Origin of the sequence: Halopseudomonas phragmitis, from assembly GCF_002056295.1 — a bacterium.
GTDB classification, from domain to species: Bacteria; Pseudomonadota; Gammaproteobacteria; order Pseudomonadales; family Pseudomonadaceae; genus Halopseudomonas; species Halopseudomonas phragmitis.
This window is the reverse complement of sequence record NZ_CP020100.1, coordinates 567238-592832: the sequence shown is the minus strand read 5'-3', so window position 1 is coordinate 592832 and position 25595 is coordinate 567238. Positions and strand designations below refer to the sequence as shown.

At 63.2% G+C, this 25595-nt stretch carries 16 protein-coding genes; 9 read left to right on the top strand and 7 right to left on the bottom strand.

Annotation, left to right across the window (positions count from 1 at the left end):
* Nucleotides 1-11: 11 nt before the first annotated feature.
* The 3 genes from BVH74_RS02630 to BVH74_RS02620 all read left to right on the top strand — a co-directional run bounded on the left by BVH74_RS02630 (nucleotide 12) and on the right by BVH74_RS02620 (nucleotide 2528).
* Nucleotides 12-1106: a putative urea ABC transporter substrate-binding protein gene (locus BVH74_RS02630; RefSeq protein ID WP_080048578.1), complete on the top strand. Its 1095-nt coding sequence runs from the start codon at nucleotides 12-14 to the stop codon at nucleotides 1104-1106.
* 52 nt (nucleotides 1107-1158) lie between these two features.
* Nucleotides 1159-1767, top strand: coding sequence for a TetR family transcriptional regulator (locus tag BVH74_RS02625; RefSeq protein WP_080048577.1), 609 nt, complete (start codon nucleotides 1159-1161; stop codon nucleotides 1765-1767).
* Nucleotides 1768-1913: 146 nt separating this feature from the next.
* Complete coding sequence (locus BVH74_RS02620) at nucleotides 1914-2528, top strand: porin family protein (protein WP_080048576.1); 615 nt, start codon at nucleotides 1914-1916, stop codon at nucleotides 2526-2528.
* 58 nt (nucleotides 2529-2586) lie between these two features.
* On the opposite strand, the gene BVH74_RS02615 is transcribed toward BVH74_RS02620, so the two are convergent.
* The 3 genes from BVH74_RS02615 to BVH74_RS02605 all read right to left on the bottom strand — a co-directional run bounded on the left by BVH74_RS02615 (nucleotide 2587) and on the right by BVH74_RS02605 (nucleotide 7264).
* On the bottom strand, nucleotides 2587-3531 hold the full coding sequence (locus BVH74_RS02615) for an aldo/keto reductase (protein ID WP_080048575.1): 945 nt from the start codon (nucleotides 3529-3531) through the stop codon (nucleotides 2587-2589).
* Nucleotides 3515-4831, bottom strand: a complete 1317-nt coding sequence (locus BVH74_RS02610) for an NTP/NDP exchange transporter (RefSeq protein WP_080048574.1) — start codon at nucleotides 4829-4831, stop codon at nucleotides 3515-3517. Before BVH74_RS02610 ends, BVH74_RS02615 begins: the two co-directional genes overlap by 17 nt.
* 465 nt (nucleotides 4832-5296) lie before the next feature.
* Nucleotides 5297-7264, bottom strand: coding sequence for an alkyl/aryl-sulfatase (locus BVH74_RS02605; protein WP_080048573.1), 1968 nt, complete (start codon nucleotides 7262-7264; stop codon nucleotides 5297-5299).
* Between the two features lie 267 nt (nucleotides 7265-7531).
* Here BVH74_RS02605 and nspC point away from each other — a divergent pair, with 267 nt between their 5' ends.
* Nucleotides 7532-8629, top strand: coding sequence for a carboxynorspermidine decarboxylase (nspC, locus tag BVH74_RS02600; RefSeq protein ID WP_080048572.1), 1098 nt, complete (start codon nucleotides 7532-7534; stop codon nucleotides 8627-8629).
* A gap of 55 nt (nucleotides 8630-8684) precedes the next feature.
* Complete coding sequence (locus BVH74_RS02595) at nucleotides 8685-9923, top strand: saccharopine dehydrogenase family protein (protein ID WP_080048571.1); 1239 nt, start codon at nucleotides 8685-8687, stop codon at nucleotides 9921-9923.
* Between the two features lie 55 nt (nucleotides 9924-9978).
* Here BVH74_RS02595 and BVH74_RS02590 read toward each other — a convergent pair whose 3' ends face one another.
* Nucleotides 9979-11658, bottom strand: coding sequence for a VOC family protein (locus BVH74_RS02590; RefSeq protein ID WP_080048570.1), 1680 nt, complete (start codon nucleotides 11656-11658; stop codon nucleotides 9979-9981).
* A gap of 172 nt (nucleotides 11659-11830) precedes the next feature.
* Here BVH74_RS02590 and BVH74_RS02585 point away from each other — a divergent pair, with 172 nt between their 5' ends.
* Nucleotides 11831-13177, top strand: a complete 1347-nt coding sequence (locus BVH74_RS02585; protein WP_080048569.1) for a glutamine synthetase family protein — start codon at nucleotides 11831-11833, stop codon at nucleotides 13175-13177.
* A 48-nt stretch (nucleotides 13178-13225) separates the two neighbouring features.
* On the opposite strand, the gene BVH74_RS02580 is transcribed toward BVH74_RS02585, so the two are convergent.
* Nucleotides 13226-14659, bottom strand: coding sequence for an OmpA family protein (locus BVH74_RS02580; RefSeq protein WP_218189165.1), 1434 nt, complete (start codon nucleotides 14657-14659; stop codon nucleotides 13226-13228).
* A gap of 156 nt (nucleotides 14660-14815) precedes the next feature.
* On the opposite strand from BVH74_RS02580, the gene recC reads away from it, so the two are divergent.
* From recC to recD, 3 genes are read left to right on the top strand one after another with little or no spacing between them, the layout of a single operon-like run.
* The gene (gene recC, locus BVH74_RS02575) at nucleotides 14816-18298 is read left to right on the top strand and encodes an exodeoxyribonuclease V subunit gamma (protein WP_080048568.1); all 3483 of its coding nucleotides are present in this window, start codon (nucleotides 14816-14818) and stop codon (nucleotides 18296-18298) included.
* Entirely contained in the window at nucleotides 18295-21933 is a 3639-nt protein-coding gene (gene recB / locus BVH74_RS02570) for an exodeoxyribonuclease V subunit beta (protein WP_080048567.1), read from the top strand. The genes recC and recB overlap by 4 nt, the downstream gene beginning before the upstream one ends.
* Nucleotides 21926-23995 (top strand): exodeoxyribonuclease V subunit alpha, encoded by a 2070-nt coding sequence (gene recD, locus BVH74_RS02565; protein WP_080048566.1) that lies wholly within the window; start codon nucleotides 21926-21928, stop codon nucleotides 23993-23995. Before recB ends, recD begins: the two co-directional genes overlap by 8 nt.
* Here recD and BVH74_RS02560 read toward each other — a convergent pair.
* Nucleotides 23986-24483: an NUDIX hydrolase gene (locus BVH74_RS02560; protein ID WP_080048565.1), complete on the bottom strand. Its 498-nt coding sequence runs from the start codon at nucleotides 24481-24483 to the stop codon at nucleotides 23986-23988. The two genes, recD and BVH74_RS02560, sit on opposite strands and share 10 nt — an antisense overlap.
* The gene (locus BVH74_RS02555) at nucleotides 24480-25439 is read right to left on the bottom strand and encodes a hypothetical protein (protein ID WP_080048564.1); all 960 of its coding nucleotides are present in this window, start codon (nucleotides 25437-25439) and stop codon (nucleotides 24480-24482) included. Before BVH74_RS02555 ends, BVH74_RS02560 begins: the two co-directional genes overlap by 4 nt.
* Nucleotides 25440-25595 lie beyond the last annotated feature (156 nt).

The window sequence follows — 25595 nt, the reverse complement described above, 5'->3', positions numbered from 1 at the left end:
GGAGTTGAATCATGAAAAAGCCAACCCCCTTTACTCGCCGTGTGAGCCGTTTGGCCAAGGGCGCGGTGTTAGCGTTGGCCGCCTCGACACTGGCGGCCCCGGTGGTCTCGGCCCAGGAGCGCGACAGCTTCAAGCTGGCCTGGAGCATCTATGCCGGCTGGATTCCGTGGCTGTATATCGACGAGTCGGGGATCATGAAGAAATGGGCCGACAAGTACGACATTGAGGTCGAGATCGTGCAGATCAACGATTACATCGAGTCGATCAACCAGTACACCGCAGGTCAGTTTGACGGGGTGGTGGCGACCAGCATGGATGCGCTGTCGATCCCGGCTGCCGGTGGTGTCGATACCACTGCGCTGATCGTTGGTGACTACTCCAATGGCAACGACGGGCTGGTGATGAAGGACAGCACCAATGTTGCCGACCTCAAGGGCCAGCAGGTCAATCTGGTGGAGCTTTCGGTGTCGCACTATCTGCTGGCGCGGGCACTGGACAGTGTTGGCCTGCGTGAGCGTGATGTGACCGTGGTCAATACCGGTGATGCTGATATCGTGGCCGCGTTCAATACTTCGGGAGTGCGCAACGTGGTGACCTGGAACCCGCTGCTTGATGATGTGGCCAGCGTACCGGGCGCCAACCGGGTGTTTGATTCGAGCATGATTCCCGGGCATATCAAGGACCTGACCATTGTCAACACGGCTACGCTTGCAGCCAATCCGGCGCTGGGCAAGGCACTGACCGGCGCCTGGTTCGAGCTGATGGCGGTGCTCGGCACTGACAGTGAAGAAGGGCAGAAGGCCCGTGCCTTTTTGGGCGAGGCGTCGGGCACTGATCAGGCAGGCTACGAGGCGCAACTGGCGGGGATGCAGATGTTCTGGCAGGCTGCCGATGCGCTGGCCTTCATTGCCAGCCCGGAGGCGGTCGAGGCGATGGACAGCGTGCGTGAGTTCTCCTTCGACAAGGGCTTGCTTGGCGAGGGGGCTCCCAGTGCCGATTTCGTTGGCATCAGCTTCCCCAATGGCGTGACCCTGGGCGATAGCGCTAACATCAGGCTGCGTTTTGACCCCAGCTACATGCAGATGGCGGCCGACGGCGCGCTCTGATACCCATTCACCGTCACCATCACCCGGTGGTGGCGGTTTACCCGGAACACCCATGCGTCGAACCAAGGAAGAAGCGGAAAAAACCCGCCTGAAAGTCATCGAAGCCGCGCTGACGCTGTTCAGCCGCAACGGCTACTCCAACACCACTCTGGCGATGATCGCCAAGGAAGCTGGCTACAGCCGCGGGCCGATCTACTGGCACTTCAAGAACAAGGATGACCTGTACCAGGCGGTATTGGCCTATTCGCAGGAGCCGCTGGAGGCTTTGGTAGCCGAGGCGGCCAGTCATCAGCAGCCGCTGCAGGCTATCGAAAGGTTCGCCAGTCGTTGGCTGGAGCTGCTGGTCGAGGATGCCTGGTTTCGTCAGTCGTTCGAGATTCTGCTGAACAAGACTGAACTGACTGAGGCGCTTGCGCCCACGCTCAAGCGCGAGCGCAAGCTGACCCGGCGCATCATCGATGCGCTCAGCGCGCTGGTGGCCGAGGCCCAGCGTCAGTCATTGCTGCCTGCGGCGCAGAGCCCGGAAAGTCTGGCTTTGCTGATATACACCCAACTGATGGGTGTCACCCAAAGCTGGCTGTTCGCTCCCCGGCTGTTCAGTCTGAAACAGCAGCGGTCGTTCTTCGTTGAGCGTTTGCAAACTCTGCTGTCACTGCCTTGAGGCTGAGGCGCTTTTTTGTTTTGTCAGGCTATGGCGCAATGCCTTTATCTGGTCGTATGATTGCCCCACTCGGGCCGGGAGAGGCCGAGTAACGGAACCACCGCCATGAAGGCGGTTATGACAAGTCAGATGGAGATGTCACAATAATGTTCAAGAAAACCCTGCTTTCTGCCGCCGTAATCAGCCTGGCCAGCCTGACTGGCGTTGCCCAGGCCGAACAGGTCAACGGCTACCTGTTTGCCAGTGTCGGTCAGTCTGATGCGGATATTTCCAAAAGCGCTCTCGACAACTATTGGGGGGTTGTACCGGGCGTCAGCTCCTCCCTCGATACCAAGGACACGGCCTTCAAGATCGGTGCCGGTATTCAGCTAAACCCTTACGTGGGCGTGGAGTTCCAGTACATTGACCTGGGCGAACTCAGCTACAAGGCCACTGATGGGGTCGCGGTTGCCAGAACGACCGCTGAAACCCAGGGTCTGGGTCTTAACGCCGTAGGGACCCTGCCGCTGGATCGCCTGAGCCTGTTCGGCAAGGTTGGCTATCATCAGCTGCGTACCAAGGCCAAGGACAAGTTCACGGTATTTGGCATCACTGATAGCGAAAGCTACTCGGACAAGGAGTGGGTCTGGTCCTGGGGCGTTGGTGCCAGCCTGATGCTGACCCAAAGCTTCAGCCTGGTGGCCGAGTATGAGCGCTACCGCGATGTCGCCGATACCTACGATGTGGATTTTGTCTCCGCGGGTCTGCGTTACAACTTCTGATCGTCTGCGGTGCTCATCACAAAGGCGGTGCCTCGGCATCGCCTTTGTCGTTTCTGGCTTACAGACTTTCCAGGTGAGCAATCATTCGCTGGCGCATGTCGGCATCCGGTAGTGCGCCGAGCGCCGCGCCCATATTGTCGATCATATGATGCGGGCGGCTGGTGGCCGGGGTGGCGCAGGTCACCGCCGGATGGGCGAGCACGAACTTGAGGAAGAACTGGGCCCAGGAGTGGGCGTTGAACTCGCTCGCCCAGTCCGGCACTTCATGGCCGCGGACCCGGTCCCACAGGCGGGTCCGGCCGAACGGTGCATAGACCAGTACGGCAATACCTTTCTCCTGGGCCAGCGGCAAAATCCGTTGCTCCATGGTCAGGTTGTCGATGGCGTAATCGATGCCGATAAAATCCAGCGGCTCACGCTGCATTACCTGCTCGAGATACTCGTACTGCTGGGCGAAGGTGGTGGTGACGCCGATATGCCGTACCCGGCCCTGTTCGCGCAAATCCTTGAGCAGTCCCAGTTGCGTTGGCACATCCCCCAGGTTGTGGACCTGAATCAGGTCGATCACCGGTTTGTTGATCCGGGCGAACGAGGCATCCAGTTGCGCCTGGGCCGCCTGCGGGTCGGCCTGGCCGGCGCCGCGTCCGGCCACATTCAGCTTGGTGGCCCAGAACAGCCGTTCGGCAATGCCCTCCTGGTTGGCGATACGTCCGGCCACCTGCTCGGAGGCGCCATAGCTGGGAGCGGTATCGAACACGCTGCCACCGTGTTCCAGCATGGCCTGCAGTACTGCACGCAGAGCCTCGACATCATCGCTGCCGGCCACCCGGGAGAAGGTTGCCGAACTGCCCAGCCCCACTGCCGGCAGAGTCTGGCCTGAAGACGGTACCTGACGGGTGAGCAGCGGCAGGGCCTGATCACTGGCCCATAGCAGGCTTGGCTTGAGACTCAGGGCGGCGCCGCTGAGCAGCGCCAGTTTCAAATAGTCACGACGGGAGATCATGGCGGGTTCCTCCAGGTTCTGGTGTGAAAGTCGGGGTGTCGGCCTGACGCTGTTGGGCGCGACCGAGCCATAGGCCCAGTGCTGCCCAGACCAGTGCCAACGGCACGGCGACACTGGCGACGGCCGCCAGTCCCATGCCCAGGCGCCCCAGTAAACCTTCGGTCTGGGCGCCGACCACATCGCCGGCACGGTAGATGAAGGTATCGATAAAGGCTTTGGCTTTGTACTTGTCCTCACGGCTGACCACGGTAAACAGGGTTTCCCGGGCCGGACGCATCAGAGCGCGTTGTACCGCGCGGAAACAGGCTTCGAACACGATCAGGGCCGCCAGCGAGCCGGCCAGCGCCAGGCCGATGAAACCCAGTGCGGCGGTCAGCGGTAGCAGAGCCAGAGTGATGTGCACGCCAAGGCGTTTCATCAGATGACCAGCCACCAGGATCTGCAATACCAGCGTGGTCAGTTGGGTGATCAGGTCGATACGGGCGAACAGCGCGGTGCGCAGGTCCAGTTCCTCGCCCTGGGCGGCGACCATCTGCAGCCGGGTGAAATAGATGAAGGTGGCCATGATCGCCAGAATCACCACGTAGCTGGCGATCCCCAGCAGGTAGCGTGAACTCAACAGTGCACGCAGACCTTCCCAGGCGCTGCCACCGATACGCTCGGGTTCGGCTGTCGGTGGCTGGCCGGGTGGGCGCTCTGGTTGCAGGCGGGCGATGCCCCAGGCGGCGGCCAGGGCCAGCAGCAGAAAACCGCAGGACACCAGCAACAGTTGCGCAGTGCCCAGCGGCTCAGCCAGGCGAGTAGCCAGCCAGGGCCCGAAAATCGCCCCGCAGGTGCCGCCAACCGCGATCAGACCGAAGAACCGTTTGCTCTGTTCGAGACTGAAACGGTCGGCCATTAAGGCCCAGAACACCATGGTGGTGAACAGGTTGAAGACACTGAACCAGACATAGAACACCTGGCCGGTAGTGATGCCGATCACCTGCGGCGAGAGCCGTAATATGGCATGGAACAACAGCAGGCTGACGATGAAGAACAGGTAGGTCAGGGTGATGAACGTCAGTCGGCGCAGGCGGCTGACCAGCAGACCGAACAGTGGATTGACCAGCAGGGTGATCAGCGCGGTACCGATGAACAGCCAGCGCACCGCATCGATCCCGCCCTGCATGCCCAAAGCCTCACGCGCCGGGCGCAGGACCATCAGTGCGGTCAACACGCAGAAGAAGAAAGCCATCGCCAGACTAACCGGCAGCAGCTCTTCACGGCGCAGATTGAACAGGCGTTGCAATGCCTCGCTCATTGGGCCTCCCAGACGGCAATCCTTTTCAGGGTAGCCCTGGTCGGGTGCCATTGCTTTTAGAGGTATGTGGAAATGTGTCGCCGCTTTGGGTCACCACAGCGTTCCCCTTGGTGTCATGGCGAGTCGCGTAGCGACGCGGCCATCCAGAGGGCGTGTGGATCACCACGGCGCTTTGCGCCTCGTGATGACGGGAGGGAGAGTGAAGGGGTGGTGAGGGGGAGTCGAGGGCGGGGGTGTTCCCCTTGGTGTCATGGCGAGTCGCGTAGCGACGCGGCCATCCAGAGGGCGTATGGATCACCACGGCGCTTTGCGCCTGGTGATGACGGCGGTGAGGGTGATGGGGTAGTGAGAGCGGGTAGTCGAGGGCGGTGGTGCCACCCTCGGGGTCATGGCGAGGAGCGTAGCGACGTGGCCATCCAGAAGTATTGCTGGATCACCACGAAGCCAGGCTCCTGCGCCGGTGGTTTAGCGTACCGGTTCGACAATCGGGAAGTTGCCGGATGGCTCGTCGAGCATTTGCAGCAGGGCGAAGAACGCCTTGGGCTCGCCTTCAACCTTGATCTGGCCACCTTGCACCGCCTCGGGGAAGGTGGTGCGGCGCAGCAGGATCTGGTCCAACGTCTCGCGGGTCATGCTGACACTGGCATGGGCCTGCTCAGCCAGCGCACCTGAACGGTAGGTGAGGGTGGCGTTCTGTAGGTTGAGCCGGTAGTGCTCGTCCAGGTCGGTCAGTGACCAGTTGATCACCAGATGCTTGCCGTCGGCTTTCTCCGGGTTCAGGCGCACCGCCAGCAAATCGAAGAACATGCCAGCCTCCAGCGCCTGCAACAGATCAGGATCGAGTCCGCTTCCGCGTCGCGCCTCACCGACACCGTTGCGCAGCTCCTGTGCGCCCATCAGATAGGCACCGCGCCAGGTACCGGCCTCAGCCTGATAACCCAGTTGTTCCAGCGCATCTGCCCCCAGTTCGCGAGCGGCGCGGTTGTCCGGGTCGGCAAATACGGCCTGGCTCATAACCCAGGCGACCCAGCGGTACTCGCCGTTGGCAAAGTCCTGGCGAGCCTGCTCGAGCACCTTGTCAGCACCGCCCATGTACTCGATGGTCTTGGCGGCGTTCTGGCGTGGCGGCAGCGGGTCGAGGTTGGCCGGGTTAGCGTCATACCAGCCCATGTAGCGTTGGTAAACGCCCCGGGCGTTGTGCTTGAGGGTGCCGTAGTAACCGCGGGCGTACCACTCCTGATCGAGGCTGGCCGGCAGCTTGATATTTTCGGCGATGTCACCGGGCAACTGGCCTTTGTTCATCATCCGCACGGTCTGGTCATGGATGAACTTGTACAGGTCGCGCTGCACGGCGAGGAAGTGCTGAGCCCGCTCGCGCTCCCAGATCGGCCAGTGGTGCTGGGCAATCAAGATGTCGGCACGGTCACCAAAACGCTCCAGAGCTCTGTCGATATAGTGCGACCAGGCGCTGGCATCGCGGATCGCGGCGCCGCGGATGGTGTAGATATTGTGCAGGTGCTGGCTGGTGATTTCAGCGGTGTTGAGCACCTTGAACTGCGGGAAGTACATCATCATTTCCGCTTCGGCTTCAGTGCCGTGGGCCATCTGGAATTCGATCTCGATGCCGTCGATGGTCAGGGTCGCATCATCCGGCACGGTATTGGTCGGAGCGATCAGCGACAGCGGGCCGCTGGCCAGCGCCTTGCCCAGGCCGGTATCGACGTGCCCACGCTCGCCAGCCGGCAGCCCGGCGCCGAACTGGTAAGTGGCGCGCCGGGCCATGGCATTGCCGGCAATTACGTTTTCCGAAACGGCATGCTCCATAAAGCCATAGGGGGCGTAGACCTTGACCTTGCCGGCGCGAACGTCAGCCTCGTCGATCACACCCTTGACCCCGCCAAAGTGGTCGGCGTGGTTGTGAGTGTAGAGTACGGCTACAACCGGCTTCTGCGGCCGGTGCTGGTAGTACAGCTCAAGACCGGCCTTGGCGGTGGCTGGGGTCAGCAGCGGATCGATGATGATCAGCCCTGTCTCGCCCTCGATGATGGTCATGTTGGCCAGATCCATGCCGCGAATCTGGTACATGCCTTCAACCACTTCGAACAGACCGTGAATGGCATTCAACCGGGCCTGGCGCCAGAGGCTGGGGTTGACCGTGGCTGGGGCCTGTTCCTTGTCGAGGAAGGCATAGGCGGCCATGTTCCAGGCGGTACGGCCACTGCCATCGACCACCAGACCATCCGGTAGCGCGGCAATGAAGCCCCGTCGGGCGTCGTCAAAGGCCCGGGTGTCGGCAAACGGCAGTTGCTCAAGCACGGCGCTGTTGGCAGTGGCGGTGGTTGGTTCGGCTGGTTTCGGCGCGGCCAGGCTGGCACCGCTCAGGGCCAGCCCGAGCAGGCCCAGGCCCAGTTGGCGGGGCAGGGAGTTGGACATTGTTGTTCTCCGTTGAGGGGGTGTCAGATCTACTATAGGTGTATAACTGAATAGGTCTAATGCATTCATGTTGCTGATTTAATGCGTTTTTGGTATTTCGCAAGGGTGTCTGTCTTTAAACTGACTTGAATGCGCGTTAGGCTGACGGATCTTGAGAGATGACGGGGTATTTTTACTCGAAGCGTGGCGACCTTTACTCTATAATCGCGCGCTTTCTCGAAAAACCGGGGGTACCCGGAGCCTGGAACCGCAGGAGGTAACACCGAATTGATCCAGACGCCCTACTACCTGATCGACAAGAGCAAGCTCAAGCGCAACATGGACATCATCCAGTACGTGCGCGAGCAGTCCGGAGCCAAGGCCCTGCTGGCCCTAAAGTGCTTCGCCACCTGGTCGGTATTCGACCTGATGAGCCAGTACATGGACGGCACCACCTCTTCCTCGCTCAACGAGGTCAAGCTGGGCAAGCTCAAATTCGGTGGTGAAACCCACGCCTACAGCGTCGCCTATGCCGATCATGAGATCGAAGAGGTGCTGGCGCATTCGGACAAGATCATCTTCAACTCGATCGGTCAGCTCGAACGCTTCGAGCAGGCTTCGGCCAGCCATGTGCGCGGCCTGCGCCTGAACCCCGGGGTTTCCAGTTCCGAATTCATCATCGCCGACCCGTCGCGGCCGTTCAGCCGCCTGGGCGAGTGGGATGCTGACAAGGTGCTGAAGGTGATCGACAAGATCTCCGGCTTCATGATCCACAACAACTGCGAGAACAGTGACTTTGCCCTGTTCGACCAGATGCTCAATCAGATCGAAGAGCGTTTCGGCGCGCTGCTGGAGCAAGTCGAGTGGGTTAGTCTGGGGGGCGGCATCCACTTTACCGGTGAGGGTTACCCGGTCGATGCCTTCTGTGCCCGACTCAAGGCGTTTTCCCAGCGTTACGGCGTGCAGGTCTATCTGGAGCCCGGCGAGGCTGCTATCACCCAGAGCACCTCACTGGAAGTCACGGTGCTCGATACCCTGTTCAATGGCAAGCAGCTGGCGATCGTCGACAGCTCGATCGAAGCGCACATGCTTGACCTGCTGATCTATCGTCAACCGGCGAAGATGGAGCCCTGCGATGGCCCGTACCCGTACATGGTGTGCGGCAAGTCGTGCCTGGCCGGAGACATCTTCGGTGAGTTCAATTTTGATCGTGAACTGAAGGTCGGCGACCGCTTGTCGTTTATCGACGCTGCTGGCTACACCATGGTCAAGAAGAACTGGTTCAACGGCGTGCAAATGCCGGCGATTGCGGTGCGCCAACTGGATGGCAGCATCGAACTGGTCAGGGAATTCGGTTTCGAAGACTTTGTCAGCAGCCTCTCCTGAGGCTATCCCACTACTCGCTCCCAGCCCGTCCAAGGAGGCGTTTCGAGGAAGAGAAATGAAGAAAAACGTTCTGATTATTGGTGCCGGTGGTGTGGCCCAGGTGGTCGCACACAAGTGCGCCCAGCACAACGATGTGCTGGGCAATATCCATATCGCTTCGCGCACGCTGGAGAAATGCCAGCAGATCGTCGACAGCGTTAGGGAAAAGGGCAGCCTCAAGGTTGCCGGTGAATTGCAAGCCCATGCTCTGGATGCGCTCGATGTCGAGGCCACCAAGGCGTTGATTGACAAGACACAGTCGCAACTGGTGATCAATGTCGGATCGGCTTTCATCAATATGTCGGTACTTCAGGCCTGCATCGAAACCGGTGCCGCCTACCTCGATACCGCCATTCACGAAGAGCCGGACAAGATCTGTGAAAACCCGCCGTGGTACGCCAACTACGAATGGAAGCGCAAGGCGATCTGCGAAGAGAAGGGCATCACCGCGATTCTCGGCGTCGGCTTCGACCCGGGTGTGGTCAATGCCTATGCGGCGCTGGCGGTCAACGAGTACTTCGACAGTGTCGATGAGATCGATATCATCGATATCAACGCCGGTAGCCACGGCAAGTACTTCGCCACCAACTTCGACCCGGAAATCAACTTCCGCGAGTTTACCGGGCGGGTCTGGTCCTGGCAGAACAGCCAGTGGACTCAGAACAGCATGTTCGAGATCAAGCGTACCGACGACCTGCCGGTGGTTGGCTCGCAGACCAGTTACATGACCGGGCATGACGAACTGCACTCACTGTCGCAGAATCTGAATGTGCCCAACATCCGGTTCTGGATGGGCTTTGGCGAACACTATATCAATGTGTTCACCGTGCTGAAGAACCTCGGACTGTTGTCCGAACAGCCGGTCAAGACCGCCGAAGGGCTGGAAGTGGTGCCGCTTAAGGTGGTCAAGGCCGTATTGCCTGATCCGTCTTCACTGGCACCGAACTACAGCGGCAAGACCTGCATTGGCGACGTGGTCAAGGGCAAGAAGGACGGGGTGGATAAGGAAGTGTTCATCTACAATGTTGCCGATCATGCCGAGGCCTACCAGGAAGTCGGTAGTCAGGGTATCTCCTACACCGCCGGCGTGCCGCCAGTCGCTGCGGCGATCCTGATTGCCAATGGCAGTTGGGATGTGCAGAAGATGGTCAACGTTGAAGAACTCGATCCCAAGCCGTTTATCAACCTGCTCAATGAGATGGGTCTGCCGACCCGGATCAAGGACGAGCAGGGTGACCGGGCTCTGAGTTTCTGAAACGCTACTTCATCAGCCACTCAAGCGCTTTGGCTTGAGTGGCTGATGCACAGCGCTAGCGCCCCCAGGGCGCCGGCAAGATCTCCAGCAAGGTGCCATCGGCATCCTTGGCATAGGCCACCTGCTCATCGTCGCGGGTGTCGTCGGAGTTCGGGGTCTGAACCACCCGCTCTCCCGCCTGTTCGATTCCGCTGATCAGTCCATCCGGCGACATGCTGCGCCATTCCAGCTTAACCGGGTTGTCGGTGTAGTTGCGTGGGACTGCGTTGGTCCAGTGCATCAGTACCAATGCCGAGCCGCCCTGACCTTGCAGAATGTATTCGTCATACTGGCCGGGAATCGGCAGGAACAGCACCTGACGCAGACCCAGGGTGTCGACGTAGAAGTCGCGGGCCGCCTGCAGATCGCTGACCCCGATGCCGAAGGCACCGAAGTAACTCTGTACGGCTGCCGGGCTACCGACGAGCTCGATCAGGTTGTTGTCCGGGTCGCGACCAAAGCCAACCACCACATTCAGGCCGGGCTGGAAGCTTGGCGGCAGCGTCACCAGGCCGCCAGCGGCGATCAGGTCCAGCGCCGTCTGCTCGGGGTCACTGACATAGAACACCAGCTTGCCGGGGTTACGCCGCATGCTGCGCGGCTCGCCATCGGTGAACTGCATCAGTACCAGTTGCGAGCCCCGTGCGTCGGCTGACTCCAGTACTACTTCGTCGCGGTCGGTGCGGCTGCGACGAGTGACTTCATGCATGCCCAGGCCTTCAGTGTAAAAGCGCAGGGCGGCATCAAGGTCGTCGGTGCCGATGCCGGCGCCGCCCAGATAACCACGGATGCCTTGGCGCAGTTCCAGCAAGTTGCCGTCGGCATCGCTGCTGTAGCCCACCAGTTGGTTCTCAAGGCCGGGTTCGGCACTGGGCGCGAGGGGGCGTTCGATGGCCATGCCGCTGCGCTCCAGTGCGCCAGCCAGAGCCTGCGGGTCGGATGAGGCGAATTCCAGCTTGATCGGGTTGTCGCTGTAGTTGCGCACGCTGTCGTTGGTCCAGTGCATCAGCACCAGGGCCGAGCCGCCGGGCACCGGAGACTGAAGGATGTATTCATCGTATTGACCGGGAATTTCCAGAAACAAACTCTGCTCCAGTCCCAGCACCTCGGTGTAGAAATCCCGCGCCGCTTCCAGATCACTGACGCCAAGGCCAAAGGCGCCAAAATAGGAGTGATTGGCGCTGTCGTCACCGACAATTTCGATCAGGTTGTTGTCCTGATCCCGGCCGAAGCCGACCAGCACACCGCCAAAGGCGGCTTGCGGCATCGGCGGCAGGGTAATGCGCCCGCCAGCCGCGTTGAACTGTGCCGCGAAGGTGTTGGGGTCGCGGGCGTAGAACACCAGCTTGCCCGGATTTTGCTGGACGTTACGGCCAATGCCGTCGGTAAAACTCATCAGAGCTACCAGCGAGCCCCGGCCATCGGCCGACTCAAGGATGACCTCGTGGCGGTTGTCGCGTTGCAGGCGCTTGAGTTCGCGCATGCCCAGGCCCTGGGTATAGAGTTTGACTGCGGCGTCCAGATCGCTGACGCCAATGCCGATGGCGCTCAGATAGTTGACCGTAGGTATTGGGTCATTGTTCGGTGGAGGGGTAGGGCTGGGGGCGCGATTGCTGCTGCCACCCCCACTCAGGCAGGCGCTGAGCAGCAGCACTGCGGGCAGCAGGAAGGTCAGGTGTTTGCCGGTATGACGCATGGTGATGTCCTGTTATTTTTATGAATGAACGTTCGTTCATGGTGCTGAGAGTAAGGCAGCTCCTGCGTTTTGTCGAGAATGTTCTGCACAGAGGGGGCAGGCGACGTAGTCGGCGGGCTTGGGGTATCATCGTTTGGTTGCCAACTCGGCATGCAGCATAAGGCAAGCATTGATGAATTCCCCGCAGTTGATTGTCCCTCTGTCCCAGCGCCTGGCTGGGGTAGCCGATATCGAGTGTGTGACCCCCGATCTGAATGGCATCCCGCGGGGCAAGGTAATGACCGTTGAGGGCTTTCTGGCCGGGCGTCGGCTGCAACTGGCCCGGGGCGTGCTGCTGCAAGCGGTGATGGGCGGCTACCCGGAACCGGAGTTCTATGGTCACGACGATGGTGACCTGGTATTGCAGGCCCTGCCCGAGCAGGTGCATGTGCTGCCTTGGGCTGAGGTGCCGCGCGCGCTGGCGGTCTGTGAGGCAGTGGAGCTGGACGGCCGGCCCTCAGGGCTGTCGACCCGGGCGCTGCTGGCACGAGTGCTTAAGCGCTATGCCGAGCGAGGCTGGCAACCGGTGGTAGCCACCGAGCTGGAGTTCTTTCTGTTCGAGCGCCAGGCCGACGAGTACCAGCCATTCCGGGCCCCGGTTGGTCTGGATGGCCGGCGTGAGCCGGGTATTTCGGCCTTCAGCGTCAGCTCGGCCAACGGTCTGCGGCCGTTCTTCGAGGAACTCAAGGCCGGCATGGCCGCGCTCGGCATCCCGCGCGATACCTTCATGAACGAGATGGGTATCAGCCAGTTCGAGATCAATTTCGTGCATGGCGATGCGCTGCTGCTGGCCGACCAGACCTTCCTGTTCAAGCATCTGCTGCATGAGGTAGCGCTCAAGCATGGTCTGATTGCCGTCTGCATGGCCAAGCCGTTGCCGCGTGTGCCGGGCTGTTCGATGCATGTGCATCAGAGTGTGGTGGATCAGACCGGGCGCAATATCTTTACCGATCTTGGCAATGCCGGGCCCACAGCCCAGTTTGAGCATTACCTGGGCGGGTTGCAGACCTGCCTCGGTGAGCTGACTCTGCTGATGGCGCCGCACATCAACTCCTATCAGCGGTTCTGCAACACCTACGCCTCACCCAACAACCTGTGCTGGTCGAGTGACAACCGCATGGCCGGACTGCGGATTCCGGCCAGTGAGCCAGCGGCGCGGCGGGTTGAGAATCGCCTGCCGGGCGGTGACGCCAATCCCTATCTGGCGATTGCCGTGAGCCTGGCCGCTGGCCTGCACGGGATTGACCAGCAGCTTACGCCCAGTGCGGCGGTGCAGGGGGTGTTTCAGGCCCCGGACGCGCTGACCCTGCCCGATACCCTGCCTGAGGCCATGCATCGGCTTGAGCGCAGCCAACTGGCGCGGCAGTTGTTCGGTGACGAGTTCATCGACGGTTACCTGGCCACCAAGCGTCTGGAGCTGGCCAGTTTCATGGACGAAATCACGCCCTGGGAGCGGCGCTATCTGGGCAGTCAGGTATAGCACCACTGTGCTTGGTTGAGCCCAGGGCCAGCGCGCCGCCCCGCTTGTTCAGGGCAGGCGCTGTACCAGTTCGACCCGCCGGTTGCGCTGACGGCCAGCCTCATCCAGATTGCCGGCGGCCGGCGCATAGGGGCCGACGCCCGCGCTCTGCAGCCGGTTGGCGGCCACTGCGTAGTCACTACTCAAAGCCTTGACTACCGCTTCGGCCCGGGCCGAAGACAAGCGCAGGTTGTGCTGTTCGCTACCGGTATCATCGGTATGCCCGACCACATACAGGCGCAGCGCTGGATGCTGGCCCAGCAACTCGGCAATGGCTTGCAGCGTAGGAGCCGATTCGGGCTTGATGGCGGCACTGTCGGTATCGAAGTGGATGCCGTAGATCAACGCCTTGCCGGCTTCCTGCAGGTCTCGGTACAGCCCTTCGGCGTTCACCTGAATCAGGTCATCGGCGCGCCCGCGTCCCTCGATCACTACCTGCTGGATCGCCGCCCGGTCAGCATGCCCGCCAATGTAAAGGGCTACGTGAACCGGGCCCTGGCTGCCGTCGCGCTGATAGACCGCGTAGTAGGGGGCGGAGTGGTAGTTGTAGACATTGCCCTCTAGCGATAGCCGGTCACCCAGCGCTTTGCGCTCGCGCTGATTGCCGCAGGCGTCACGCTGGCATTGCCAGAGCAGCTCGAAGCCGCCGCTCTCCAGTGCGGCCTGATAGTTGTCCCAGAGTTTCAGGGTCGAGACATTGCGCACTTCGTAGAAGTGCCGGGTCAGGTCGCCGACCAGTGGCAGCGGCTCGGCGGCACTGCCGGGCGGGACCGGGAGGATGAACTGCTCATAGTCGCGGCGTTCGCGATTGCGCACGCGGGCTCCGGGGTAGCGTGACAGCAGTGGATGGTCTTCGGCCCGCTGCTCGGCACTGATCTCGGGCAGGGCGCTGTCGTCGGCCTGGTTGAGATAGTCGCTATCCAGGCTGATCAGGTCGGTATCGCGCGCGACGGTTTCGACAATCACCTGTTGCACGCTCACGCGGTCGTTATGGCCGCCGATGAACAGGGCCAGGTGAATATTGTCCTGGCGCGTGAGCAGGTAATAGGGGTTGCGGTAGAAATTGTAAACATTGCCACTGACCGCCAGCGGATCAGCCATGCGTTTGACGTCACGTCCCGGACCACAGGCCTCGCGCTCACACTGGAACAGGATTTCGAAGCCGGCCCGCTGTAGCGCCGCCTGATAGTTTTCCCAGACCTTGAGGGTGGAGACGTTGCCGATTTCGTAGGTATGCCGGCTGAGGTCGCCGACCAGCACCAGTGGTTCGGTGTCGGGTGCATCGGCCGCTGCCTGTGGCAGAGCGACGTGTTCATAGGCGATGGACTCGTGCCCCTTGAGCTGCGCGCCCGGGAAGCGGCTGAGTAGTGGATGGTCATCGGCGCTGGCACCGGTGGCGGCCAGGCTGGCGATCAGGGCGAGTGTCAGGTAACGGGGCAACATGCGATATCCTTGCGTAACAGTGAATTCCCTTGCAGGCTCCAAGGATAAACCGAATCGGCGCAGATTGCGCAGCAGCGGACGGGGCACTGCGACCTGACCTGTCGCAGGCAGCCTGATACTATCGCCGACAACAACCGCATTCGACCAGGATCCGCCATGCAGGACGCCGACCGCCTTTCACCCGGCCTGATGATCATCCACGGCAACCGCCTGGAAAGCCTGCGCCAGTTGATGGTCGACTGGCTGCGTGCGCACCCGCTGGCACCGCTGGAAAATGAAGTAGTGCTGGTGCAGAGCAATGGCATTGCCCAGTGGCTGCAGATGGCGCTGGCGGCCGATCCTGAGCAGGGCGGCTGTGGTATTGCCGCGGCGCTGGAGGTGCAGTTGCCGGCGCAGTTTCTGTGGCAGGCCTATCGCGGGGTGCTTGGCCGTGAAGCGGTGCCAGAAAGCTCGCCGTTGGACAAACAGCCACTGACCTGGCGGCTGATGCGCCTGCTCCCGGCCCTGCTCGAACAGCCGGATTTCGCCCCGCTGCGGCAGTTTCTCGCCGATGACCAGGACTGCCGCAAGTGCTACCAACTGGCGCAGCGCCTGGCTGACCTGTTCGATCAGTATCAGGTGTACCGCGCCGACTGGCTGAATGACTGGGCTGGCGGCCAGGATCGGATAGCGCTGGCGCGCGAGGGCTACCGCCAACTGAGCGCCCAGGAGCGCTGGCAGCCGGCCCTGTGGCGGGCGGTGCTGGCTGACGTCGGGGTCGAGCGGCTGCGCGACAGCCGCGCCGGTATTCATCCGCGTTTCATCGAGCAGTTGCTGGCCGCCGGTGAGCGTCCGAGCGCGCTGCCGCGCCGGGTGATCGTGTTCGGTATTTCCTCGCTGCCGGCCCAGACCCTGGAGGCGCTGGCCGCCATAGGGCGTTTCAGTCAGGTACTGCTGGCGGTACTCAACCCCTGCCAGCATTACTGGGGCGACATCGTTGCCGACCAGGATCTGCTGCGCCATCAGTACCAGCGCCAGCAGCGCCGTCCGGGCACCCCCTTGCAACTGGACGATGCCAGTCTACACCAGCATGCCCACCCGCTGCTGGCGGCCTGGGGCAAACAGGGGCGCGACTACATCAACCTGCTCGATCAGCACGACGAGCGCGGCAGTTACGAGACCCGTTTTGCCGCCATCAACGGCGGGCGGGTCGACCTGTTCGAACCGCCGTCCGGCGAGCGCCTGCTGCAGCAGTTGCAGCTGGATATTCTCGACTTGCGCCCGTTGGCGGAAACCCGCAGCTACTGGCCAGCGGTGGATAGCCAGGCAGACGACTCGATCCGTTTTCATGTCGCCCACAGCGCCCAGCGCGAGGTGGAAATCCTGCATGATCAGTTGCTCGATGCCTTTGGCCGCGATCCGAGCCTGAAGCCGCGCGACGTCATCGTCATGCTGCCGGATGTCGATGCCTATGCGCCGCACATTCAGGCGGTGTTCGGCCAATATGGCGTGGACGATCCCAGACACATTCCCTTCACTCTGGCCGATCAGGGCCAGCGTGGCCGCGAGCCGCTGCTGATCGCCCTGGAGCACCTGCTGGGCCTGCCCGACAGCCGCTTGCCGGTCAGCGAAGTGCTTGACCTGCTGGATGTCGCCGCGCTACGCCAGCGCTTTGCGCTGAGCGAGGCTGACCTGCCGACTTTGCGACGCTGGATCGAGGGCGCTGGAATTCGCTGGGGGCTGGATCGCCAGCGCCGTGAAGCGCTGGGCATGCCGGCCGGGCTGGAAGCCAACAGCTGGCGCTTTGGCCTGCGTCGGATGTTGCTCGGCTATGCCGTGGGCGACAGCCAGGCCTGGGCCGGTATCGAACCCTATGACGAAGTCGCTGGGCTGGATGCCGCCCTGGTTGGCCCGCTCGACCAGTTGTTGCAATGCCTGGACCGGCATGAGCAGGCGCTGCGCACGCCGGCTGCTCCCGCTGTCTGGGGTGAGCGGCTGCGGGCCTTGCTGGAGGACTTCTTCAGTCCGGCCAGCGACCGGGACCAGTTACTGCTGGCGCAGTTGCATGAAGGGCTGGCGCACTGGCTGGAATTGTGTGACGGCGTGGCCCTGGAGCAGCCGTTGCCGCTCAACGTGGTTGCCGAGGCCTGGTTGCAGACGCTCGGCCAGAGCGCACTGGGCCAGCGCTTTCTCGCTGGCGCGGTGAATGTCTGCACCCTGATGCCGATGCGCGCCATCCCGTTTCGCCGGGTCTGCCTGCTGGGCATGAACGATGGCGACTACCCGCGCGCCCAGCCCCCGCTGGACTTTGACCTGATGGGCAACGATTACCGCCCGGGTGATCGTTCGCGCCGTGAGGATGACCGCTATCTGCTGCTCGAGGCGCTGCTCTCGGCACGAGATGCCCTGCACGTCAGTTGGGTCGGGCGTAGTATCCGTGACAACAGCGAGCGACCGCCGTCGGTGCTGATCGGACAGTTGCGTGACCATCTGGCCAGTGGCTGGTCCGCTTGCGACAGCGGCGATCTGCTGGCGCAACTGACCACCGAACACCCATTGCAGCCATTCAGCCGCCGCTATTTCGATGGCAGCGACCCGGCGCTGTTCAGCTATGCGCGTGACTGGTGTCGGCTGCATGACCAGGTTGCGCCGGCAGGCGCCGAAGCGGCGCTGGCGCCGCTGACGCCGCAGGCACCGATCAGCCTGGCCGACCTGCAACGCCTGTTGCGCCAGCCGGTCGAACACTTCTTTGCCGAACGGCTCAAGGTCTGGTTCCGTGATGATGAGCTGGGCAATGCCGATGACGAACCCTTCGGGCTCAATGCGCTGGAACAGCATCAGCTCAGTCAGTGGTTGTTGGAACAGGCCTTGGCCGGTGGCCCGCAAGCCGACTGGCAGGCCCTGCTGCAGCAGGGCTCCGCCCGTCTTGCCGAGCGTGGCCAACTGCCCCTGGCCGGCTTTGGCGAACTGGCCCGGCAGCAACTGGTCGAGCCGTTAGGCGAGCAGTTGCAACGCTATCGCCAGCAGCTGGAACTGTGGGATCAGCTTCAGGAACAGCCGTTGGCGCTGCAGGTCGAGGTGCCGGGCCTGGTACTGCAGGACTGGCTCAGCGGGGTGCGCCGTTCATCCGAACTGGAAGGCCTGCTGGTCCTGCAACTGGAAACCGGGCGGCTGCTCGATGGCAAGGGCAAGCGTCCGAGTCTGCGCTGGCGGCGCTTGCTCAACGCGCTGTGTCTGCATGTGGTGGCCAACGCCAGCGGCCAGCCATTGACCACCTGCCTGATTGGTGTGGATGCCAGCGTGCAGATGCTGGCGCTGGAGCCGCAGCGGGCCCGGGAGATCGTCAGCGACTGGCTCGGGGCCTGGCTTGAGGGCCTGCGTCAGCCGCTGCCGGTGGCGCCGGTCAGCGCGTTTGCCTGGCTGACCGAACGTGACGAGCACAAGGCGCTGGACAAGGCGCGCGAGGCTTACGAGGGCTCGGGGTTCAGCCAGGGCGAGGTGCAGCGCAGCGTGGCGTTGCAACGCAGTTATGCGGATTTTGCCAGCCTGCTGCAGACCGGCGCCTTCGAGCGCTGGGCCCAGGCGCTGTATCAGCCGTTGGCACTGGCGCAGCAGGATGGCTGGCTGGAGTTCAGCAGTACCGGGGAGGCTGATCAATGAGTACTGAACAGTTGCCGCTGGCGCTACGCTGCCCGCTGCGTGGCAGCCGCCTGATCGAGGCCAGTGCCGGCACCGGCAAGACCTTCACCATTTCGGCGCTGTATCTGCGTCTGGTGTTGGGGTTGGGCAATGCGGCTGATTTTCCCCGCGAGCTGTTGCCTTACCAGATACTGGTGGTGACCTTCACCGATGCGGCAACCCAGGAGCTGCGTGACCGCATCCGTGCGCGTCTGGTCGAGGCCGCCCAGGCGTTTCGTGGTGAGTTGCCCGAGCCCGACCCGATCATCACCAGCCTGCGCGCACAGATCCCGGACGCGCAGTGGCCCAGCTGCGCCCGCAAGCTCGAGATCGCGGCCCAGTGGATGGATCAGGCGGCAGTCTCGACCATCCACAGCTGGTGTCAGCGCATGCTGCGTGAGCATGCCTTCGACAGTGGCAGCCTGTTCGAGCAGAGTCTGGAAACCGATCAGCGCGAGCTGCTGGCCGAGGTGGCCCGGGACTACTGGCGGCTGCACTGTTACCCGTTGCAGGCTCAGGCCCTGGCCTGGGTGGCGCAGCACTGGCAGCATCCGGATCAACTGTTGCAGGCGCTGCGGCCGCTGCTCGGCGAGCAGGTCACAGCGGGCGCCGAGCCCGGCTTGCAGGGCCTGATCGATCAGGCCCTGACTGAGCAGGCCCGACAGCTGGCGGAACTCAAGGTGCCCTGGCTGGCCTGGGCTGACGAGCTGGAACAGTTAATCGAGCAGGGTGTGACGCAGAAGCTGGTCGATGGGCGCAAGCTCCAGCGGCGCTACTACGCACCCTGGTTTGAGCTGGTGCGGCAGTGGGCAAGCGATCCGCAGCAGGTCGAACTAGCCTTGCCGGAGGCGGCCTGGAACCGGCTCAGTGAAGAGGGGCTGGACGAGGTCTGGAAACAGGGCGCACCACCGACCCATCCGGCGCTGCGGCAATTGCCGCAGCTGCGTCAGGCGCTGGCACAGCTGCCCGGCCCCCAGCAACCGGCCCTGCGCCATGCCGCGGCCTGGGTCGCCGTACGTTTCGAGGCGGAAAAGCGCCGCCGCGCGCAGATGGGTTTTGACGATATGCTGAGCCGTCTGGACGCTGCCCTGCAAGGCCCTAACGGGGCGCGTCTGGCCGAGGTGATCCGCCAGCAGTTCCCGGTTGCCCTGATCGACGAGTTTCAGGATACCGATCCGTTGCAGTACCGGATCTTCGACGCCATCTACCGGGTTGCCGAGAATGATCAGGACAGTGCCCTGCTGCTGATCGGCGACCCGAAACAGGCGATCTACGCCTTTCGTGGTGCCGACATCTTCACCTACCTGCAGGCCCGTAGCGCCACCGCGGGCCGGCATGAAAACCTCGACACCAACTATCGCTCCAGCCAGAACATGGTGGCGGCGGTCAACCGGGTGTTTAGCCAGGCCGAAGCCAACAACCCGCGCGGGGCTTTCCTGTTCCGTCGGGCGGCTGACAACCCGCTGCCGTTTTTGCCGGTCCAGGCCCAGGGACGGAGCGAGCAATGGACCCTGGAGGGCCACCCGGCAGCGGCTTTGACGGCCTGGTATCTGCCCGGCGAGACGCCGATCAGTGCCGAGAGCTACCGTCAGAGCATGGCCGAACGCTGCGCCAGCGCCATGGTCGAACTGCTGCAGGCCGGCCAGCGCGGCGTTGCTGGCTTCCGGCGTGGCGAGACGCTGGTGCCGGTCAAACCGGCGGATATGGCGGTGCTGGTGCGTACCGGCCGCGAGGCCCAGTACATCCGTCAGGCGCTGGCCGAGCGCGGGGTGCGCAGTGTCTATCTGTCGGACAAGGACTCGGTGCTCGACAGTCTCGAAGCCCGTGACCTGCTGCGCTGGTTACGCGCTTGCAGCGAGCCGGGCAATGATCGCTTGCTGCGCGCCGCGCTGGCCAGCCCGACCCTGAATCTGAGCTGGGCCGAGCTGGAACGGCTGAATCAGGATGAGCGTTACTGGGAGCAGCGTGTCGACCAGTTCCGTGATTACCGTCGGCTGTGGCTGCGCCAGGGTGTGCTGCCGATGTTGCATCGGCTGCTGCACGACTTCGGCTTGCCGGCCCGGCTGCTGCAACTGGGTGATGGCGAGCGCCGGCTGACTAACCTGCTGCACCTGGCCGAACTGCTGCAACGCGCCGCCCGTGAGCTGGACGGTGAACAGGCGCTGATCCGCCATCTGGCCGAGCAGATCCAGCAGCCCGGGGCCAGCGCCGCCGACGAGCAGGTGCTGCGACTGGAAAGCGATGCCGAGCTGGTCAAGGTGGTGACCATCCACAAGTCCAAGGGTCTGGAATATCCGCTGGTGTTCCTGCCGTTCATTGCCGACTGCCGCCCGGTCGATGGCCGTCAGCCGCTGCGGGTGCACGATGGCGTGCGCAGCCAACTGGTGCTCGAGCCGGATGAGGAGACCCTGCGCCGGGCCGACGATGAGCGCCTGGGTGAGGATCTGCGCTTGCTGTATGTGGCCCTGACCCGGGCCCGGCACGCCTGCTGGCTGGGGCTGGCCGACCTGAAAAAGGGTCAGGGCAAGACCTCGACCTTGCACCGTAGTGCGGTTGCCTGGCTGCTCGCCGGTGGTCAGCCATTGCCGGAGTCGGCGGCGCTGCCGCGTTGGCTGGCCGCCTGGGAGCAGCCCGGTGAGATCGAGGTGCTACCGGCGCCTGAGCCGCAAGCCCAGGTGTACCAGCCGCCGCAGCCGGCGCAGACTGAACTACGCGAGCGCCAGCCCCTGCACCGGCGCTTTCAGAACTGGTGGATCGGCTCCTACAGCGCCCTGGTCAGCGGTAGCGAGGCGCCTGATAGTGCGTTGTCCGAGCATCTGGGCGATGACGAGCGCAGCAACCGCTTTGTGCCGCTGCGCCCGGGTGAGACGCCGACCATCCACCGCTTCCCGCGCGGCCCGCAGCCGGGCACTTTTATTCATGGGCTGCTGGAGTTGGCCGGACGTGAGGGTTTTGCCCGTCTGGCCGAGCCCGCGCGTGGCTATGAGCTGTTGGCGGCGCGTTGTCAGCGCCGTGGTTGGGGCGAGTGGAGTGCTTGTCTGAGCGACTGGTTGGGGCAACTGCTGCGCCATCCAGGTCTGCTGCCGGATCAGCCACTGGCGCTGGCCGATCTGTTGCCGGGAACCTACCAGAGCGAGCTGGAGTTCATGTTCAGCGCCGAGCGGGTCGATGCCCGGCAGATCGATGCCCTGGTCTGCGCAGAGACCCTGGATGCCCAGCCCCGTCCGCAACTGGCCGCCGAGCGCCTGAATGGCCTGTTCAAGGGCTTTATCGATCTGGTGTTCGAACATCAGGGCCGCTACTGGGTACTCGACTACAAGTCCAACTGGCTCGGCCAGGGGCCGGCCGACTACACCCCGGCAGCGATGCAGCGCAGCATTCTCGAGCACCGCTACGACCTGCAGTACGTATTCTATCTGCTGGCCTTGCACCGGCAGTTGCGCGCCCGGTTGCCGGATTACGACTATGACCGCCATGTCGGCGGTGCCATTTACTGGTTTGTGCGTGGGGTCGAGGCGGACAGCGGCGGGCTCTGGCAGGCCAAGCCGCCACGTACCCTGATCGAAACCCTGGATCGGCTGTTTGCCGGCCAGACGCTGGAGGCTGTCGATGGTTGAGCGCCAATCCGAACAGGCTGACCTGTTTGCCACCCCGCCAACCCCAGCGCCGCTGCATGACAGCCAGGCCCTGTTGGCGCTGCTTGATCGCTGGCAGAGCAATGGCTGGTTGCGCGCGCTGGACCGGGCGCTGGTCGGGCTGCTGCTGGAACAGCAGCCCGAGGCGGACCCCAGGGTGCTGCTGGCCGCCGCCCTGGTCAGTCACCAACTCGGCCATGGGCATGTCTGCCTGGATCTGACCGCGACCCTGAGCGAGCCGGACTTCGCCCTGTCGTTGCCACCCGATGGTGAGACCGGCAGCGATACTCTGCTGCCCTCGCAAGTACTCGGCGGGCTGAGTGTCGCCGACTGGCGCTCGGCGCTGGCCGCCAGTGCGCTGGTCGACAGCTGGCAGCCGGCCGAGGGCAACCGGCCGCTGGTGCTGGTTGGCGAGCGGTTGTACCTGCGTCGTTACTGGCATTACGAGCGCCAGGTGGTCGACAGTCTGGGCCGGCGCCTGGGCCAGCCGCTGCCCCAGACGGCTGACCTGCCGGCGCGTCTGCAACAGCTGTTTGCCACTAGCCAGCAACGCCCGGACTGGCAATTGCTGGCCTGCGCGCTGGCTGCGCGTGGGCGCTTCAGCATCATCACCGGCGGCCCTGGCACCGGCAAGACCACTACCGTGGTGCGCCTGCTCGGTCTGCTCCAGACCCCGGCGGTGGCGGTCGGCCAGCCGCTGCGCATCCGCCTGGCCGCGCCGACCGGCAAGGCTGCCGCGCGCCTGACCGAATCGATTGGTCAGCAGGTCGGTGCGCTGGCACTGGATGAGGCGGTCAAGGCGGCGATCCCGACCGAGGTCAGCACCCTGCACCGGCTGCTCGGCAGTCTGCCGGACAGCCGTCACTTCCGCCATCATGCCGGCAACCCGCTGGCGCTGGATGTGCTGGTGGTCGATGAGGCGTCGATGATCGATCTGGAAATGATGGCCTGCCTGCTCACCGCCTTGCCCGAGCAGGCACGGCTGATTCTGCTGGGCGACAAGGACCAACTGGCCTCGGTCGAGGCCGGTGCGGTACTGGGCGATCTGTGTCGGCGCGCCGACGGCGGCTGGTACAGCGCTGAGACCCGGGCCTGGCTGGAACAGGTCAGTGGCCAGTCGCTGGCCGAGGCCGGATTGCTCGAAGGGCAGGCCGATACTCATGCACTGGAGCAGCAGACCGCGATGCTGCGTCACTCTCACCGTTTTGGTCGTGACAGCGGGATTGGCGAGCTGGCCCGGGCGGTCAATCACTGTGACGCTGAACAGGCCCGGCAACTGCTGAGCCGCGGCGGCTTCAGTGATATCCGCAGCCGACCGTTGAAAGGCCCGGGTGACCCGGCCTTTGCTGCGTTGGTGCTGGGCGAGGGCGGCCTGCCCGGCTATGCCGGCTACCTTGAGCAACTGCGCCAGGGGCGCCCGGGAGCGCAGGTCGGCGGTGGTGATCCGGCCTGGGAACAGTGGGCCAGATCGGTATTGCAGGCCTTTGATCGGTTCCAGCTGCTGTGCGCGGTGCGCAAGGGCGACTGGGGCGTTGAGGCGGTCAATCAGCGGGTCGCCAGCCTATTGTGCCGGCGCGGCTTGCTGGCCGGCGAGCATGGCTGGTACGAGGGCCGGCCGGTGTTGGTGACCCGCAACGACTACAGCCTGGGGCTGATGAATGGCGATATCGGCATTGCCCTGCGCATCCGCGAGCCGGCGCTCAATCCCGCTGAGCCCGAGCGTGAGGCACTGCGGGTGGCATTCCCGCGCAACGATGGCAGCGGGGGCATTCGCTTTGTCCTGCCCAGCCGTTTGCCCGATGTCGAAAGCGTGTTCGCCATGACCGTCCACAAGTCCCAGGGCTCGGAGTTTGCCCATGCCGCACTGCTGCTGCCGCCGGCGCGTAACCCGGTGCTGACCAAAGAGCTGGTGTATACCGCAATCACCCGCGCCAGTGCCCAGTTCAGCCTGCTGGAAAGCCGCGAGGGCGTGTTCGAGGAGGCGGTGCGCACCCGGGTACGACGGATCAGCGGACTGGCGCTGGAGCCGGCTGGTCAGAGCTGAGCGGCGTAGTAGTAGGCCAGCGCCGCCAGGGTAAAGCCGTCGCTCAGTTCACCGGCGAGCAGGCGTTGGCGTAACGTCTCAAGCGGTAGCAGGATCACACCGGTTACTTCGCTGTCATGCTCACCGACCCGGTCGCTGGCGCTCAGGCGGGCCAGATACAGTTCGACGCTGGAGGCCAGAATAGCGCTGTTGGGCTGGTAGTGGCCAAGTCGGGTCAGTTGCTCGGGGCGGGCCTGGTAGCCGGTTTCTTCGCGCAGCTCGCGGCAGGCGCAGGCCAGGCTGGTTTCGCCCGGCTCGCCATAGCCGCGCGGGATCTCCAGAGCTTCCCGATGTCCCTGGGCCGGGCGCCGGGTTTGCACCAGCGCTACCTCGTGCTCATCGACAATGGCCAGTACGGCGGCACCGTTGCGCGCGCCATCCTCGACTACCCAGTGGAAGCCGTCTTCGCGCACTACCCGGAACCAGGGGTTTTCGTATTGCGTGCTCATTTGATCTCCAGGCCCATAAACTGGCGCAGACGTGGGTACATGCCGAACCAGTTGCGTCGGGTCAGATAACCTTCGCCGACATCGGTCATCTTGTCCTCCAGGTAGTTCAGCGCTTCATCGGTCAGGAACCGGGCGACTTCACCAGCGCCCAGGCTGGAGATGAAGTTGAACACCTTGAGTGGGTATTGAATCAGTTCAATCTCGCGGCGCAACGCCTTGAAGGCGATACCCGAGTCGAGCACGGCTTCCGGCACACCCTGCAGAAAGCGGATGTTGTCCTGCAGAAAGCCCTCGTTGGGGACAGCGAACAGCGCGTTGTAGGCCGGGTCGATGACCTCGGCGCGAAACCGGGCGAAGGCGTCCTGGCCGCGACTATGGAAAAACGCCTGGGCATGGCTGTACCAGTCCGAGCGGGAAATGCATTGCTGGCCGCGCAGCATGAACAGTGTGCGTTCGCCATCGGACTCGAAGACCTGGCCGACCGCGTCGGGGCTGTCGAGCCGGCGAAAAATCTCATCGCGCAGGCTCTCGCGCGCCAGCACTAGAGTTTCCAGTCGGGGTTTTACTTCGCCCAGGGCCTGCTGCAGGCGCTGCAGGCGCTGCAGCAACTCGCGCTGCTGTTGACTGCTGAGCTGGCCCTTGCTCGGTGCGCCGGGCAGGCTGGAAATAATGAAGTTGTCCGGCAGTGCCTGGTAGTAATCGAGCAGGCTGGTGTACTGGCTGAGGTTGAAACCACGGATCACCAGTTTGCCGCTGCCTTCTTCGTTGAGGTACTTGATCACGTTCTGCTGGCTCAGGGCTTGAACCACTTCGGCATTGTCGATCAGCGTGTTGGGTGACAACACCACTCCATCGGCAAAGGCCAGGCCGGTGAGAAAACGCTTGCGCCACTCGGGGCCGGACAGCCCGCGTACCGAGTCGCAGTTGGAAAGCAGCAGCTTTTCCTTGAACAGCATGATTGAGCCCGTGTGCGGAGATTGTTCGCATGGTAGGCGGCGCGGCGTGATTGTGCGAGAGGGGGGCTTGAAAATCATGGCTTTTGCCCTAGATCAATACTGAGTGTCGCGATAATCCCGAGAATGTCATTGCTGTCGTTTTGGTTATCAGCCACA